Origin of the sequence: Desulfovibrio sp. X2 (assembly GCF_000422205.1) — a bacterium.
Taxonomy (GTDB): Bacteria; Desulfobacterota; Desulfovibrionia; order Desulfovibrionales; family Desulfovibrionaceae; genus Alkalidesulfovibrio.
In genome coordinates, this window is the sequence record NZ_ATHV01000012.1 from 1 (window position 1) to 16,238 (window position 16,238).

Consider the following 16,238-nt stretch of genomic DNA (forward strand, 5'->3'; position numbering starts at 1 on the left):
CAAGCAGAAGACGGCATACGAGATTAGCTCCCGGTCTCGGCATTCCTGCTGAACCGCTCTTTAGATGAAGGTCATCATTCAGATGCAGTGCACCGAGTGCAAGCGTCGGAACTATTCGACGACCAAGAACAAGAAGAACACCACGGGCCGCCTCGAGCTGAAGAAGTACTGCCCGTGGGACAAGAAGCACACGGTTCACAAGGAATCCAAGTAGTACACCGGCCGCGTCCGGTGACGGACGCGGCCGATTTTTCCCGAGTGATCGGGTAAGGCGCAGGCCAGTAGCTCTAACGGTAGAGCACTGGACTCCAAATCCAGGGGCTGGGGGTTCGAATCCCTCCTGGCCTGCCAGACATTTCGAGGCTCCGAATGGCCAAAGAGAAGACGCAGAAAGCCAAAGCCGAAACTCCCGACAAGTCCTCCCTGGCCGACAAGGCCAAGGAGTTCGGCGAGTTCTTCGAGCAGAGCAAGGTCGAGATCAAGAAGGTGGTGTGGCCCAGCCGCAAGGAAGTCACCGCCACCTCCATCGCCGTGCTCGTGCTGACGATCATCCTGGCCATATTCCTGGGGCTTGTCGACCTGGGCCTGTCCAAACTGGTCCAGACAATTCTGTCGTAGGCGGGTGTATGGCTGAGAACGAAATCGTCGAAAGCACCTCGCCCAAAGCGCGCTGGTTCATCGTCCACACCTATTCGGGGTTCGAGCAGCGCGTGGAGAAGACGATCCAGGAGATGATGCGCACCGGGCAGGATCAGGGCCTCATTCAGGAGGTCGTGGTCCCCACCGAGAAGGTCATCGAGCTGGTCAAGGGCGAGAAGAAGACCTCCACCCGGAAGTTCTATCCCGGGTACGTGATGGTCAAGATGGTCCTGACCGACTACTCCTGGCACATCGTCCAGGACATCCCCCGCGTGACCGGTTTCGTCGGCGGGAAGATGCGGCCTACTCCCATGCGGGACTCCGAGGCCAAGAAGATCCTGGACATGATGGAGCAGCGCCAGGAGCAGCCGAGGCCGAAGTTCCACTTCGACCGGGGCGACGAGGTCCGGGTCATCGACGGCCCGTTCAGCGGCTTCAACGGCGTTGTCGAGGAAGTCAACTACGACAAGGGCAAGCTCCGTGTCTCGGTCTCGATTTTCGGCCGCCAGACGCCGGTCGAACTGGACTTCGTCCAGGTCAGCAAAGGCTAAAGGCCTCGGGCATCGTCAGAGGATTCAACATTCGCGCGACGGCGCGTAAGGGATAAATACCATGGCCAAGAAAGTTACAGGCAAGATCAAGCTGCAGATCCCGGCCGGTGCTGCGAACCCCTCTCCGCCGGTCGGCCCGGCCCTCGGTCAGCACGGCGTGAACATCATGGAGTTCTGCAAGGCGTTCAACGCCAAGACGCAGGACCAGAAGGGCATGATCATCCCGGTGATCATCACGGTCTACGCCGACCGCTCTTTCACCTTCATCACCAAGACCCCGCCTGCCAGCACCCTGCTGCTCAAGGCAGCCAAGCTTGAGAAGGGATCGGGCGAGCCCAACCGTAACAAGGTCGGCACCGTGACCATGGCCCAGGTCGAGGAGATCGCCAAGCTGAAGATGCCCGACCTTTCGGCCAATACGGTCGACGCCGCCGTGACCAATATTGTCGGTACCGCCCGAAGCATGGGCATCGAAGTCAAGTAGGGGGCGTCATCATGCCGAAGCACGGAAAGAAATATCGGAATGCGGCCGAGGGTGTCGACGGAGCCAACAAGCTTACCGTCGAAGAGGCCGTCCGCCTGGCCTGTGAGAAGGCCTTCGCCAAGTTCGACGAGAACGTGGACATCGCCATGAATCTCGGCGTCGATCCCAAGTACTCCGACCAGATGGTCCGCGGCGCCTGCACCCTGCCCAATGGGCTCGGCAAGACCGTCCGCGTGGCCGTCTTCTGCAAGGGCGAGAAGCAGGCCGAGGCCAAGGCCGCCGGTGCCGACGTCGTCGGCGCCGAGGACCTGGTCGAGAAGATCCAGGGCGGCTGGCTCGACTTCGACAAGGCCGTCGCCACCCCGGACATGATGGCCCAGGTCGGCAAGATCGGCCGTCTGCTCGGCCCCCGCGGCCTGATGCCCAACGCCAAGACCGGCACGGTGACCTTCGACGTCGCCAATGCGGTCCAGGAAGTGAAGGCAGGCAAGGTCGAGTTCAAGGTCGACAAGGCCGGTGTGCTGCATGCCCCCCTCGGCAAGGTCTCCTTCGGTCCCGAGAAGATCCTCGAGAACCTGAAGACCCTCGCCGACACGGTCATGCGCCTGAAGCCGTCCGCTGCCAAGGGCACCTACATCAAGGCCTGCGCAGTGAGCACCACCATGGGCCCGGGCCTCAGGGTCGACCCGCTGTCCGTGCGCAAGTTCGTCGAGGGCTAGCGCACCGTTTATGGATGTTCCTCCGACCGCGGCGGACGTTCCGCCGCGGTCGGGGATCGCAATACGGCATGGGAAAGTGAGCCGGAGACAGCGGGTGGGGCATGCCCCTTAATTTCCCGCCGAGGTTCACGCTTTGGCTCCTCTCCTGGCCGGTAAATCGTGTGAGGAGTATGTCGTGAACAGGACCGAAAAAGCGCAGGTCATCGAAGAGCTCAAGGGCGTCGCTACGCCTTCGAGCATTGCCGTCCTGACCGATTTCAAGGGCATGACGGTCGAAGAGATGACGGAGCTTCGCGTCAAGCTGCGTTCCGCCAACGTGGCCTACCACGTGGTCAAGAACACGCTGGCGCGAATCGCCCTGAGCGACTGCCCCCACCAGGTTCTTGGCGAGAAGCTGAAGGAGAACAACGCCATCGCCTTCGGCTACGACGATCCCGTCGCCGCCGCCAAGATCCTCACTGACTTCCTGCGTGAGAATCCCAAGTCCAAGCTGGTGCTCAAGGCCGCCAGCCTGGAGGGCAAGTTTCTCTCGGAGGCTCAGCTGAAGGATCTGGCCAAGCTGCCCGGTCGTCAGGAACTGCTCGCCATGCTGCTCGGCACCATGAATGCCGTGCCGCAGAACTTCGTGGGCGTGCTGGCCGCCGTTCTCCGCGGATTCCTCAATGTCCTCACGGCCGTCAAGGACCAGAAGGACGAGGCCCCCGCGGCTTAGATCGAAGACTGTTGCGCAAAAAAAGTGGAGGAATTCCCATGTCCGTGACCAAAGAAGAAGTTGTTGAATTCATCTCCGGCATGACCGTGCTGGAGCTGGCTGAGCTTATCAAGGAACTCGAGGACAAGTTCGGCGTCTCCGCCGCGGCTCCGGTGGCCATGGCCGCCGCGCCCGTTGCCGCTGCCGCGGCTCCGGCCGAGGAAGAGAAGACCGAGTTCGACGTCGTGCTGAAGGCCGCCGGCGGCAACAAGATCGCCGTCATCAAGGCCGTGCGCGCCCTGACCGGTCTGGGTCTGAAGGAAGCCAAGGACAAGGTCGACGGCGCTCCCCAGACCATCAAGGAAGCCGTGTCCAAGCAGGAGGCCGAGGAGGCCAAGAAGCAGCTTGAAGAAGCCGGCGCTGAAGTCGAAGTTAAGTAGCGGCTTTGCCGCATTCCTTTGTGGCGCAAAGGGCGCGAAACTCCCCAGGGGGTTTTGCGCTCTTTCGCCCGTTTCCTTTGGGGCCGCCACTCAAGGCGCCTCCAAAACCGCGTCCGGCAAGGGTTTTAGGCGATGAACCCCGGACGCGCAGGCCTCACGAAGCGGACGAGATGATGATCCGCGGGGGATTTTCCCCCGCCCGCGAGCTTCCCCGGAACGATCGCCGTTCCGGTCATACCCTGCCAATGCCCCGTGTCGTCCGGGCGGAGCAGGGAGCATATCAACATCCTTGACGAGGACACCATGGGCCAACTCTTCAAGACTTTCGGCAAGATCAGGAACTCCCTCACCATTCCCCACCTGCTGAACCTCCAGATCGACTCGTATCTGGACTTCCTGCAGGCCGACGTCCCGCCGACCAGTCGTGAGGACAAGGGACTGGAGGGCGTCTTCCGTTCGGTCTTCCCCATCGAGGACTTCAACCGTACCGCGAGCCTCGAGTACGTCAGCTACGAGATCGGCGAGCCCAAGTACGACGTCCCCGAGTGCATGGCCAAGGGCTTGACCTACGAGGCGCCCATCCGCATCCGCGTGCGGCTCGTCGTCTTCGACGTCGACGAGGAATCGGGCAACCGTACCATCCGCGACATCAAGGAGCAGGACATCTATTTCGGGACCGTGCCGCTCATGACCGAGAAGGGCACGTTCATCATCAACGGCACCGAGCGGGTCATCGTCAACCAGCTCCAGCGGTCGCCGGGCATCATCTTCGAGCACGACTCGGGCAAGACCCACTCCTCGCGCAAGGTCCTCTACTCCTGCCGCATCATCCCCATGCGCGGCTCGTGGCTCGACTTCGACTACGACCACAAGGACATCCTCTACGTGCGCATCGACCGCCGCAGGAAGATGCCCGCCACCATCCTCTTCAAGGCCATGGGCATGTCCGGCCAGGACATCCTGGACTACTTCTACGAGCAGGAGACCTTCAAGCTCGAGAAGGACAAGGTCCTGCGCGTGTTCGACAAGCGCTTCTTCCGCAAGGAGAACGCCTTCACGGACATCGTCGCGCCTGACGGCACCGAGATCGCCAAGGCGGGCCGCCCGCTGACCAAGCGCTCCTGGCGCCTGATGAGCGAGCACGGAGTCGCCGAGTTCGAGGTCGATCCCGAGAGCATCCTCGGCATGTTCCTCTCCGCCGACGTGGTCGATCCCAAGACCGGCGAAGTGCTCGCCGCCGCAGGCGACGAGATCCACGCCGACCTCGTGGAGACCTTCCGCGACGCGGGCATCGTCGAAGTGCGCGTGCTCTACACCAAGGGCGTGGACGTCTCCTCCTCCATGCGCGACACCCTGCTCCTGGACAAGACCACGGACATGGAGACCGCGCAGATCGAGATCTACCGCCGCCTGCGTCCCTCTTCGCCGCCGACCCCGGAGATCGCGGCCAGCTTCTTCGAGAACCTCTTCAGGAACCCGGATTACTACGACCTTTCGTCCGTGGGCCGCTACAAGCTGAACTCGCGCCTGGGCCTCAACCATCCGGCCGAAAAGCGCGTGCTGGGCAACGACGACATCCTCGAGGCCATCAAGCTCATCAACAAGCTGAAGGACTCGCACGGCCCGGCCGACGACATCGACCACCTGGGCAACCGCCGCGTGCGCCCGGTCGGCGAGCTGGTCGAGAACCAGTACCGCATCGGCCTCGTGCGCATGGAGCGCGCCATCAAGGAGCGCATGAGCCTGCAGGAAGTGGCCACGCTCATGCCCCACGACCTGATCAACCCGAAGCCCGTGGCCGCGGTGCTCAAGGAGTTCTTCGGAACCTCCCAGCTGTCGCAGTTCATGGACCAGACCAACCCGCTCTCCGAGGTCACCCACAAGCGCCGCCTCTCGGCCCTGGGACCCGGCGGCCTGACCCGCGAGCGCGCGGGCTTCGAGGTGCGCGACGTGCACACCTCGCACTACGGCCGCATCTGCCCCATCGAGACGCCGGAAGGACCGAACATCGGCCTCATCGTCTCGCTGACCACCTACGCCCGCGTGAACGAGTACGGCTTCATCGAGTCGCCCTACAACGTGGTCAAGGACGCCGTGGTCACGAACGAGGTCCGCTACCTCGACGCCTCGCGCGAGGCCGGACAGGTGGTGGCCCAGGCCAACGCGCCCGTGGACGAGAACGGCCGCTTCGTGAACGCCACGGTCACGGCCCGCATCATGGGCGACGTGCAGATGGTTCCGGCCGAGGAGGTCACCCTGCGCGACATCGCGCCGGCCCAGATCGTCTCCATCTCCGCCGCGCTCATCCCGTTCCTGGAGCACGACGACGCCAACCGCGCGCTCATGGGGTCCAACATGCAGCGCCAGGCCGTGCCGCTCCTGCGCTCCACGATGCCCATCGTGGGCACCGGCATGGAGGGCGTGGTGGCCCAGGATTCGGGCGCCTGCATCCTGGCCGTCGCCGACGGCGTGGTGGCCTACGTGGACGCCGACCGCATCATCGTCAACTACGACAAGGGCGTTTCGCCCGAGACCGGCGGCTCGGTGAACTACGAGCTGCAGAAGCACCACAAGTCCAACCAGAACTCCTGCTTCGGCCAGAAGCCGCGCGTCCTGCCCGGCCAGGTGGTCAAGAAGGGTGCCGTTCTGGCCGACGGACCGGGCATCGAGGACGGCGAGCTTGCCCTGGGCAAGAACCTGGTCGTGGCCTTCATGCCCTGGTGCGGATACAACTTCGAGGACTCCATCCTCATCTCCGAGCGCGTGGTGAAGGAAGACACCTTCACCTCCGTGCACATCGAGGAGTTCGAGCTCGTCGCGCGCGACACCAAGCTCGGGCCCGAAGAGATCACCCGCGACATCCCGAACGTCGGCGAGGAGATGCTGAAGAACCTCGACGAGTCCGGCATCATCCGCATCGGCGCCAAGGTGAAGGCCGACGACATCCTGGTGGGCAAGATCACGCCCAAGGGCGAGACCCAGCTCACCCCGGAAGAAAAGCTGCTGCGCGCCATCTTCGGCGACAAGGCCCGCGACGTGAAGAACACCTCGCTCAAGGTCCCGCCGGGAATCGAGGGCACGGTCATCGACGTCAAGGTCTTCAACCGCCGCAGCGGCGAGCGCGACGAGCGCACCAAGGAGATCGAGGACTTCGAACTGGCCTGCCTGGACCGCAAGGAGGCCCAGCACATCGAGGCCCTGGGCGGCTCCACGCGCGGGCGCATCTGGCTGGCCTGCGAGAGCAAGCGCATCGGCCAGACGCTGATGGGCGCCAAGAAGGGCGAGGTGCTGGCCGAGGCCAACACGCCGCTCACCCGCGAGATCCTGGACAACGTGCCGGTCAAGAAGATGGCCGGGCTCTTCGCCTCCAAGGAGGCCAACGAGGAGGTCCGCCAGATTCTCGAGGACTACGAGCGCCAGCTGAAGTTCGTGAAGAACCTCTACGAGAAGAAGCGCGTCAAGACCACCGAGGGCGACGACCTGCCTCCGGGCGTGATCAAGATGGTCAAGGTCTACATCGCCGTGAAGAGAAAGCTGGCGGTGGGCGACAAGATGGCCGGACGCCACGGCAACAAGGGCGTCGTCTCGAACATCCTGCCCATCCAGGACATGCCGTACTTCGCTGACGGCACTCCGGTGGACATCGTGCTGAACCCGCTGGGCGTGCCTTCGCGCATGAACATCGGACAGATCATGGAGACGCACCTCGGCTGGGCCGCGCGCGAGCTGGGCCACCAGCTCATGGCGCTCATCGAGAGCAACGCGGCCATGAACGTGCTGCGCGACGAGATCAAGGACATCTACAACGACAAGGAGACCGTCGCGCTCGTGGATTCCATGAGCGACGAGGAGATCGTCGAGGCCATCAAGAGCATGCAGGACGGCATCGTCTGCAAGACTCCGGTCTTCGACGGCGCGACCGAGGACGAGATCTGGGGCTGGCTGCGCCGCGCCGGTCTGCCGGACGACGGCAAGACCGTGCTCTACGACGGACGCACCGGCGTGCCCTTCAAGAACCGCGTGACCACCGGCGTCATGTACATTCTGAAGCTGCACCACCTGGTCGACGAGAAGATCCACGCCCGCTCCACCGGCCCCTACAGCCTGGTCACGCAGCAGCCGCTCGGCGGCAAGGCGCAGTTCGGCGGCCAGCGTCTGGGCGAGATGGAAGTCTGGGCACTCGAGGCCTACGGCGCCTCGCACCTGCTGCAGGAGTTCCTGACCGTCAAGTCGGACGACGTCGGCGGCCGCGTGAAGATGTACGAGAAGATCGTGAAGGGCGACAACTTCCTCGAGGCCGGCCTGCCCGAGTCCTTCAACGTTCTGGTCAAGGAGCTCATGAGCCTCGGCCTGGACGTCAACCTGGTCCCCGAGGAGATGAAGAAACCCCAGCGCGAACGCAAGCCGCGGCAGCAGTCCTCCATCACCGCGGTGCGCGAAGAGCAGGAATAAACGCCCCCCGAGCGGCGCGGCGAGACTATAGAAACCCTTAGACGAGAGGGCAGTGCAATGACCTTGGACGATCTCTTCACCTTCCGCCAGTCGGCGGCGCAGAGCATGACCGCGCGCGGCGTGAAGGCCATACAGATATCCCTCGCCTCTCCGGAGAAAATCCGCGAGTGGTCCTTCGGCGAGGTCAAGAAGCCTGAGACCATCAACTACCGCACCTTCAAGCCCGAGCGCGACGGCCTGTTCTGCGCCAAGATCTTCGGGCCGGTGAAGGACTACGAGTGCAACTGCGGCAAGTACAAGCGCATGAAGCACCGCGGCATCGTGTGCGAGAAGTGCGGCGTGGAGGTCATCGCCTCCAAGGTCCGCCGCGAGCGCATGGGCCACATCGAGCTGGCCGCCCCGGTGGCCCACATCTGGTTCCTGAAGACCCTGCCTTCCAAGATCGGCACCCTGCTCGACATGACCATGTCGGACCTCGAGAAGGTGCTGTACTTCGACTCCTTCGTGGTCATGGACCCCAAGGAAACGAACCTGAAGAAGTTCCAGGTCATCTCCGAGGACCAGTATCTGCAGATCATCGACCATTACGGCGAGGACGCCCTGCGTGTCGGCATGGGCGCCGAGGCCGCGCGCGAGCTGCTCGAAGAGATCGACATGGAGAGGCTCCGCACGGAGCTGCGCATGGAGTCTCAGGAGACCAAGTCGCAGACCAAGAAGAAGAAGCTCACCAAGCGCCTGAAGATCGTCGAGGCCTTCCTCGAGTCGGGCAACCGGCCCGAGTGGATGGTCCTCGAGGTCATCCCGGTCATCCCGCCCGAGCTGCGCCCCCTCGTCCCCCTGGACGGCGGCCGCTTCGCGACCTCGGACCTGAACGACCTCTACCGTCGCGTCATCAACCGCAACAACCGCCTGAAGCGGCTGCTCGAGCTCGGCGCGCCGGACATCATCATCCGCAACGAGAAGCGCATGCTGCAGGAGGCCGTCGACGCCCTGTTCGACAACGGCCGCCGCGGCCGCGCCATCACCGGCACCAACGGCCGTCCGCTCAAGTCCCTCTCGGACATGATCAAGGGCAAGCAGGGCCGCTTCCGCCAGAACCTGCTCGGCAAGCGCGTCGACTACTCCGGCCGTTCGGTCATCGTGGTCGGCCCGAACCTGAAGCTGCACCAGTGCGGCCTGCCCAAGAAGATGGCCCTCGAGCTCTTCAAGCCCTTCATCTACGCGGAGCTCGAGCGGCGCGAGATCGCCTCGACCATAAAGAGCGCCAAGAAGATGGTGGAGCGCGAAGAGCTGGTGGTCTGGGACATCCTCGAAGAGGTCGTCCGCGAGTACCCGATCATGCTCAACCGCGCGCCCACGCTGCACCGCCTGGGCATCCAGTCCTTCGAGCCGACGCTCGTCGAGGGCAAGGCCATTCGTCTGCACCCGCTGGTCTGCGCGGCCTACAACGCGGACTTCGACGGCGACCAGATGGCCGTGCACGTTCCGCTCTCCGTGGAGGCGCAGATCGAGTGCCGCGTGCTCATGATGAGCACCAACAACATCCTCTCGCCGTCCAACGGCCAGCCGATCATCATCCCGTCCCAGGACATCGTCCTCGGACTTTACTATCTGACCGTTGACCGCTCCTTCGAGAAGGGAGAAGGCAAGATCTTCTCCGGCCCCTGGGAGGTCGTGGCGGCCATCGACGCGGACGCCGTGTCCATGCACGCCAAGGTCCAGGTGCGCATCGACGGCAAGCTCGAGCAGACCACGCCCGGCCGCGTCATCGTGTCCGAGCTGCTGCCCAAGGAGCTGCCCTTCGAGTTCGTCAATACCTTGATGACCAAGAAGACCATCGCCCGCCTGGTGTCCGAGGCCTATCGCCGCGCCGGCACCAAGGCCACGGTCATCCTCTGCGACAAGCTGAAGGACCTGGGCTACGAGTACGCCACCCGCGCCGGCGTGACCATCGGCGTCAAGGACCTCGAGATCCCGCCCGAGAAGGCCGTGATGCTCGAGGCTTCGACCAACGAGGTCGAGGACATCCAGCGCCAGTACCAGGAAGGCATCATCACCCGCACGGAGAAGTACAACAAGGTCGTGGACGTCTGGACCAAGTGCACGCAGGACGTGGCCAAGGCCATGTTCACGCGCATCTCCACGGACACCATCACCAATCCGAAGACGGGCGAGCAGATCAAGGACGTCAGCTTCAACCCCATCTTCATGATGGTCAACTCCGGCGCCCGAGGCAACCAGGACCAGATGCGCCAGCTGGCCGGCATGCGCGGCCTGATGGCCAAGCCGTCCGGCGAGATCATCGAGACGCCGATCACCTCGTGCTTCCGCGAGGGCCTCTCGGTTCTGCAGTACTTCAACTCCACCCACGGCGCTCGTAAGGGCCTCGCGGACACGGCGCTCAAGACGGCGAACTCGGGCTACCTGACCCGCCGTCTCGTCGACGTCGTCCAGGACGTCATCGTCTCGGAGATCGACTGCGGCACCGTGGACGGCATCGAGCTGACCCACCTGGTCAAGTCCGGCAACATCGAGCAGAAGCTCTCCGAGCGCGTGCTCGGCCGCGTGACCATGTTCCCGGTCTTCGACGAGGAGACCGGCGAGATCATCATCCCCGAGAACACCATGATCGACGAGAAGGTCGCCGACCTCCTCGACGACCGCGGCGTCTCCTCCATCGTCATCCGCTCCGTGCTCACCTGCCAGTCCGAGCACGGCGTGTGCGCGCACTGCTACGGCCGCGACCTGGCGCGCGGCCGCCTGGTCAACGTGGGCGAGACGGTCGGCATCATCGCCGCCCAGTCCATCGGCGAGCCTGGCACGCAGCTGACCATGCGCACCTTCCACATCGGCGGCACGGCGTCGCGCGAGATCGAGCGCAGCTCGATCCAGTCGAGCCACACCGGCCAGGTGGTGCTGCACCGCGTGAAGACGGTCACCAACTCCGAGGGCTACGACATGGTCCTCAACAAGTCGGGCCAGATCGGCATCGTGGACGAGCAGGGCCGCGAGCGCGAGAAGTACATCCTGCCCTCGGGCGCCAAGCTGTACGTCAAGCACACCCAGGCCGTGAAGAAGGGCGACATGGTCGCCGAGTGGGACCCGTTCAACGAGCCGTTCGTCACGGACGTCGAGGGCACCATCCGCTTCGCCGACATCATCGAAGGCAAGACCTACCAGGAGAAGGTGGACGAGACCACGCGCCGTTCCACCCAGACGATCATGGAGTACCGCTCCACGAACCTGAAGCCGACCATCTCCGTGGTCGACGAGAAGGGAAGGGTGAAGAAGCGCCCGGGGTCCGAGACCAAGGCGACCTTCACCCTGCCGGTGGGCGCGATCATCATGATCCGCGACGGTGACGCGGTCCGGGCCGGCGACATCATCGCCCGCAAGCCCCGCGAAACCTCCAAGACCAAGGACATCGTCGGCGGCCTGCCGCGCGTCGCCGAGCTCTTCGAGGTTAGGAAGCCCAAGGACCAGGCCGTGGTCTCCGAGATCGACGGCACCATCTCCTTCGGTCCCGAGACCAAGGGCAAGCGCAAGATCATCGTCACCCCGGAGGTCGGCGATCCCAAGGAGTACCTGATCCCCAAGGGCAAGCACGTCACCGTGACCGAGGGCGACTTCGTGGAGGCGGGCGAGCTCCTGACCGAAGGCTACCCCGAGCTGCACGACATCCTGAAGATCAAGGGCGAGAAGTACCTGGCCCGCTACCTCGTGGAAGAGGTCCAGGACGTCTACCGCTTCCAGGGCGTGGCCATCAACGACAAGCACATCGAGATCATCGTCCGCCAGATGCTGAAGAAGGTCAGCATCATCGATCCGGGCGACACCTCCTTCCTCATGGGCGAGCAGACCGACAAGCAGCGCTTCATGGAGGAAAACCTGAAGGTGGTGACCGAGGGGCTGAAGCCCGCTGTGGCCGAGCCGCTGGTGCTCGGCATCACCCAGGCCTCGCTGACCACGGACTCCTTCATCTCGGCGGCCTCCTTCCAGGAGACCACCAAGGTGCTCACCGAGGCCTCCCTGGCGGGCAAATCCGATCCGCTGCGCGGCCTGAAGGAGAACGTCATCGTCGGCCGCCTCATCCCCGCAGGCACCGGCTACCGCCGCTACATGGACTGCGACATCTCGGTTCCCGAGCAGCCCGAGCGGCCCGACAGGTTCCTCGAGGACCTCGAGGAGGAGTCGGCCTACACCTCCTCCTCGGCCATCCGCGAGTAGCCCGCTTCCTGCCGCGGCAGGAGGCGCTTCAAAGCGATGTACGGCCGCCCGGGCGCACGCCCGGGCGGCCTTTTTCGTGCGGAAAGGTGCGCCCGGCAGGAGGGAGGAAAGTTTCTTGCCGCACGGGCCTTGTCAAGGTCGAGGAAAAGACATATGTAGCTGCCTCGCCCGGTAGGGGTGCGCTCTTTGTTTGCTTTTGTCGTCAGTCGCGTGCTGTACGCCAAGTGGATGCCGGAAGGCAGCCTTCTGCCATCCACTTCGCGTGCATCAGGATTGAACCACCGCTACTCCGTCCGCATCTGCGGGGAAGCGCGCCGAACCGGGCGGAATGCTGACCATCCGGCGAGGCCACACCTTCCACTGACGGCTTGCCGCCAGTGCCCCCATACCGGACCACTGATCCGAACAGGTTTGGTGCGTCCGTCGATTCCGGCGATGCCCGACGTTCCCGTGCGGAACGGCGCAGGCGCACGTTGTGTGCTATGCATTGGGTCATCCGCCGCGCGATGAACGATTAGCTCTTGACAGAGGGCCGCGGGCCGTACTATGTGCTGCGGTCTTTGCGCCTTACACACTTTTTGAGGAAGGGAGCCTATGCCCACGATTAACCAGCTCGTCAACAAGGCCCGCAAGGAAGTCGCGAAGCGCCGCAAGACGCCCGCCCTTCAGGCCTGCCCGCAGCGCCGCGGCGTGTGCACGCGCGTGTACACGACGACGCCCAAGAAGCCGAACTCGGCCCTCCGTAAGGTCGCCCGCGTGCGCCTGACCAACGGCATCGAGGTCACGGCCTACATCCCCGGTGAAGGCCACAACCTCCAGGAACACTCCGTGGTCATGATCCGTGGCGGCCGCGTCAAGGACTTGCCCGGCGTTCGTTACCACATCATCCGCGGCACCCTCGACACCGCCGGCGTCAATGATCGCCGTCAGGGTCGTTCGAAGTACGGCGCCAAGCGTCCGAAGTAAGGGAGAAGTTCGATGCCCCGCAAAGGTCCGGTTCCCAAGAGGGAAATCCTCCCCGATCCGAAGTTCAAGAGCGTTCTCGCCACGCGCTTCATCAACCGTATGATGGAGCAGGGCAAGAAGAACGTTGCCGAGCGTATTTTTTACTCCTGCCTCGACATCCTGGCCGACAAGACCAGCGAGGAGCCCCTGCGCGCCTTCGAGAAGGCCGTGGACAACGTGAAGCCCTTCGTCGAGGTCAAGTCCCGCCGTGTCGGCGGCGCCACCTACCAGGTGCCCGTCGAGGTCCGCCACGACCGCCAGGTGACCCTGGCCATCCGCTGGCTGATCGGCTACGCCCGCTCCCGTGGTGAGAAGGGCATGGTCGCCAAGCTCTCCAACGAGCTGCTGGATGCCTTCAACAATCGCGGCGGCGCCGTGAAGAAGAAGGAAGACACCCACCGCATGGCCGAAGCCAACAAGGCTTTCGCGCACTATCGCTGGTAGGGGGGATTACACCGTGGCACGTACTGTACCAATTCATATGCAGCGTAATATCGGCATCATGGCCCACATCGATGCCGGTAAGACGACTACGACGGAGCGCATCCTCTTCTATACGGGCGTCTCCCATAAGATCGGCGAAGTGCACGACGGCGAGGCTACCATGGACTGGATGGTCCAGGAGCAGGAGCGCGGCATCACCATCACTTCCGCGGCGACCACCTGCTTCTGGCGCGACCACCGCATCAACATCATCGACACTCCGGGCCACGTGGACTTCACCATGGAGGTCGAGCGCTCCCTTCGCGTTCTCGACGGCTCCGTGGCGCTGTTCGACGCGGTCGCCGGCGTGCAGCCCCAGTCCGAGACCGTCTGGCGCCAGGCCGACAGGTACGGCGTGCCGCGCATCGCCTTCATCAACAAGATGGACCGCATCGGCGCCGACTTCTTCCGCGCCGTGGGCACCATCCGCGATCGCCTGGGCGCCAAGCCGGTGCCCCTGCAGATCCCCATCGGCCGCGAGGACGAGTTCCGCGGCGTCGTCGACCTGATCGAGGGCAAGGCCATCATCTTCGACGACCAGACCATGGGTGCCAAGTATCTCTTCGAGGAGATCCCGGCCGACCTGCGGGAGAAGTACGAAGAGCTTCGCCTGGAGATGGTCGAGTCCATCGTCGAGGAAGACGAGGCCCTGATGGAGAAGTACCTGGGCGGCGAAGAGCTGACTCCGGACGAGCTCCGCAAGGGCGTCAAGCTGGCCACCGTGGGCCTCAAGATCACCCCGGTGCTCTGCGGCTCCGCCTTCAAGAACAAGGGCGTGCAGCCCCTGCTCGACGCGGTCGTGGACTACCTGCCGAATCCGGTCGAGGTTCCCGCCATCAAGGGCGAGTACGTCGAGGGCGGCGAGGGCGAGGTCGAGTGCCACTGCGACGACAAGGAGCCCCTGGCCGGTCTGGCCTTCAAGCTCATGACCGACCCCTTCGTCGGCCATCTGACCTTCGTGCGCATCTACTCCGGTTTCATCGAGACCGGCATGACCGTGGTCAACGCGACCACGGGCAAGAAGGAGCGCATCGGCCGCCTGCTGAAGATGCACGCCAACAAGCGTGAGGACATCAAGTGGGCCGGAGCGGGCGACATCGTCGCCGCGGTGGGTCTGAAGACCACCTCCACCGGCGACACCCTGTGCGAGCCCAAGCGCGTCGTGCACCTCGAGTCCATGGACATCCCCGAGGCGGTCATCGAGGTCGCCATCGAGCCCAAGTCCAAGGCCGACCGCGACCAGCTCTCCGAGGCGCTGGGCAAGCTGGCCAAGGAGGACCCCTCCTTCCGCGTCAAGTCCGACGACGAGACCGGCCAGACCCTTATCGCCGGCATGGGCGAGCTGCACCTGGAGATCATCGTCGACCGCCTGCTGCGCGAGTTCAGCGTGAACGCCAACGTGGGCACCCCCCGCGTGGCCTACCGCGAGACCATCACCGGCAAGTCCGAGGTCGATCACAAGTACGCCAAGCAGACGGGCGGCCGCGGCCAGTACGGCCACGTCTGCATCCGCATCGAGCCCAACGCCGAGAACGGCTACGAGTTCGTGGACTCGATCAAGGGCGGCGTGATTCCCAAGGAGTACATCCAGCCCGTGAACAAGGGCATCCAGGATGCCCTGAAGTCGGGCACTCTGGCCGGCTATCCGACCGTGGACGTGAAGGTCGAGCTCTTCTACGGCTCCTACCATGACGTCGACTCCTCGGAGCAGGCCTTCTACATCGCCGGCTCCATGGCCGTGAAAGAGGCCATCCGCAAGGCCAATCCGGTGCTCCTCGAGCCCATCATGGGCGTCGAGGTCGTGACCCCCGAGGAGTACCTCGGCGAAGTCATGGGCGACCTCAACGGACGCCGCGGCCGTATCTCCGGCATGGAGGCGCAGGCCGGCTCGCAGGTCATCTCGGCCATGGTGCCGCTGTCCAGCATGTTCGGGTACGCCACGGACCTGCGCTCCAAGACGCAGGGCCGCGCGACCTTCACCATGCAGTTCGATCACTATGAACGAGTTCCGGCCAGCCTGGCGGAAGAAATCATCAAGAAGAAGTAGGGAGAAGCGCCATGGGTAAGGCAAAATTCGAGCGCAGCAAGCCGCACGTCAACATCGGCACCATCGGTCACATCGACCACGGCAAGACGACGCTGACGGCCGCCATCACGCGGACCCTGTCCATGAAGGGCTGGGCCGACTTCGTGGCCTTCGACCAGATCGACAAGGCCCCCGAAGAGAAGGAGCGCGGCATCACGATCGCGACGGCGCACGTCGAATACCAGACGGACAAGCGACACTACGCGCACGTGGACTGCCCCGGCCACGCCGACTACATCAAGAACATGATCACGGGCGCGGCGCAGATGGACGGCGCGATCCTGGTCTGCGCGGCGACCGACGGTCCGATGCCGCAGACCCGTGAGCACATCCTGCTCGCCCGCCAGGTCGGTGTCCCGGCCATCGTGGTCTTCCTGAACAAGTGCGACATGGTGGACGACGCGGAGCTTCTGGAGCTGGTGGAGCTCGAGGTTCGCGAACTGCTGTCCAAGTACGACTTC

At 64.1% G+C, this 16,238-nt stretch carries 13 protein-coding genes and 1 tRNA gene; all 14 read left to right on the forward strand.

Translation table 11 applies throughout. The annotated features are described in order from the left end of the window. The first annotated feature begins 64 nt into the window (after nucleotides 1-64). On the forward strand, nucleotides 65-214 hold the full coding sequence (gene rpmG, locus DSX2_RS04455) for a 50S ribosomal protein L33 (RefSeq protein ID WP_020879954.1): 150 nt from the start codon (nucleotides 65-67) through the stop codon (nucleotides 212-214). A gap of 61 nt (nucleotides 215-275) precedes the next feature. Continuing rightward, nucleotides 276-351: transfer RNA gene (locus DSX2_RS04460), tRNA-Trp, on the forward strand. Nucleotides 352-369: 18 nt separating this feature from the next. After that, the gene (secE, locus tag DSX2_RS04465; protein ID WP_020879955.1) at nucleotides 370-618 is read left to right on the forward strand and encodes a preprotein translocase subunit SecE; all 249 of its coding nucleotides are present in this window, start codon (nucleotides 370-372) and stop codon (nucleotides 616-618) included. An 8-nt stretch (nucleotides 619-626) separates the two neighbouring features. Further along, complete coding sequence (gene nusG / locus DSX2_RS04470; protein ID WP_020879956.1) at nucleotides 627-1,190, forward strand: transcription termination/antitermination protein NusG; 564 nt, start codon at nucleotides 627-629, stop codon at nucleotides 1,188-1,190. 61 nt (nucleotides 1,191-1,251) lie between these two features. Beyond that, nucleotides 1,252-1,674 carry a 50S ribosomal protein L11 gene (rplK, locus tag DSX2_RS04475; protein ID WP_020879957.1) on the forward strand — a complete coding sequence of 141 codons (423 nt, stop codon included), beginning with the start codon at nucleotides 1,252-1,254 and terminating at the stop codon, nucleotides 1,672-1,674. Nucleotides 1,675-1,685: 11 nt separating this feature from the next. Continuing rightward, entirely contained in the window at nucleotides 1,686-2,393 is a 708-nt protein-coding gene (gene rplA / locus DSX2_RS04480) for a 50S ribosomal protein L1 (RefSeq protein WP_020879958.1), read from the forward strand. 175 nt (nucleotides 2,394-2,568) lie between these two features. After that, complete coding sequence (rplJ, locus tag DSX2_RS04485; RefSeq protein ID WP_020879959.1) at nucleotides 2,569-3,105, forward strand: 50S ribosomal protein L10; 537 nt, start codon at nucleotides 2,569-2,571, stop codon at nucleotides 3,103-3,105. Between the two features lie 38 nt (nucleotides 3,106-3,143). Then, nucleotides 3,144-3,524, forward strand: a complete 381-nt coding sequence (gene rplL / locus DSX2_RS04490) for a 50S ribosomal protein L7/L12 (RefSeq protein WP_020879960.1) — start codon at nucleotides 3,144-3,146, stop codon at nucleotides 3,522-3,524. A 303-nt stretch (nucleotides 3,525-3,827) separates the two neighbouring features. Next, complete coding sequence (gene rpoB / locus DSX2_RS04500) at nucleotides 3,828-7,976, forward strand: DNA-directed RNA polymerase subunit beta (protein WP_020879961.1); 4,149 nt, start codon at nucleotides 3,828-3,830, stop codon at nucleotides 7,974-7,976. A 57-nt stretch (nucleotides 7,977-8,033) separates the two neighbouring features. Next, nucleotides 8,034-12,203, forward strand: coding sequence for a DNA-directed RNA polymerase subunit beta' (rpoC, locus tag DSX2_RS04505; protein ID WP_020879962.1), 4,170 nt, complete (start codon nucleotides 8,034-8,036; stop codon nucleotides 12,201-12,203). Between the two features lie 594 nt (nucleotides 12,204-12,797). Further along, the gene (rpsL, locus tag DSX2_RS04510) at nucleotides 12,798-13,169 is read left to right on the forward strand and encodes a 30S ribosomal protein S12 (protein ID WP_020879963.1); all 372 of its coding nucleotides are present in this window, start codon (nucleotides 12,798-12,800) and stop codon (nucleotides 13,167-13,169) included. Nucleotides 13,170-13,181: 12 nt separating this feature from the next. Then, nucleotides 13,182-13,652 (forward strand): 30S ribosomal protein S7, encoded by a 471-nt coding sequence (gene rpsG, locus DSX2_RS04515; RefSeq protein ID WP_020879964.1) that lies wholly within the window; start codon nucleotides 13,182-13,184, stop codon nucleotides 13,650-13,652. Nucleotides 13,653-13,665: 13 nt separating this feature from the next. Next, nucleotides 13,666-15,738 (forward strand): elongation factor G, encoded by a 2,073-nt coding sequence (fusA, locus tag DSX2_RS04520; protein ID WP_035040696.1) that lies wholly within the window; start codon nucleotides 13,666-13,668, stop codon nucleotides 15,736-15,738. A gap of 11 nt (nucleotides 15,739-15,749) precedes the next feature. After that, the coding region (locus DSX2_RS04525) for a GTP-binding protein (RefSeq protein WP_020879966.1) at nucleotides 15,750-16,238 on the forward strand (489 nt) is incomplete at its 3' end.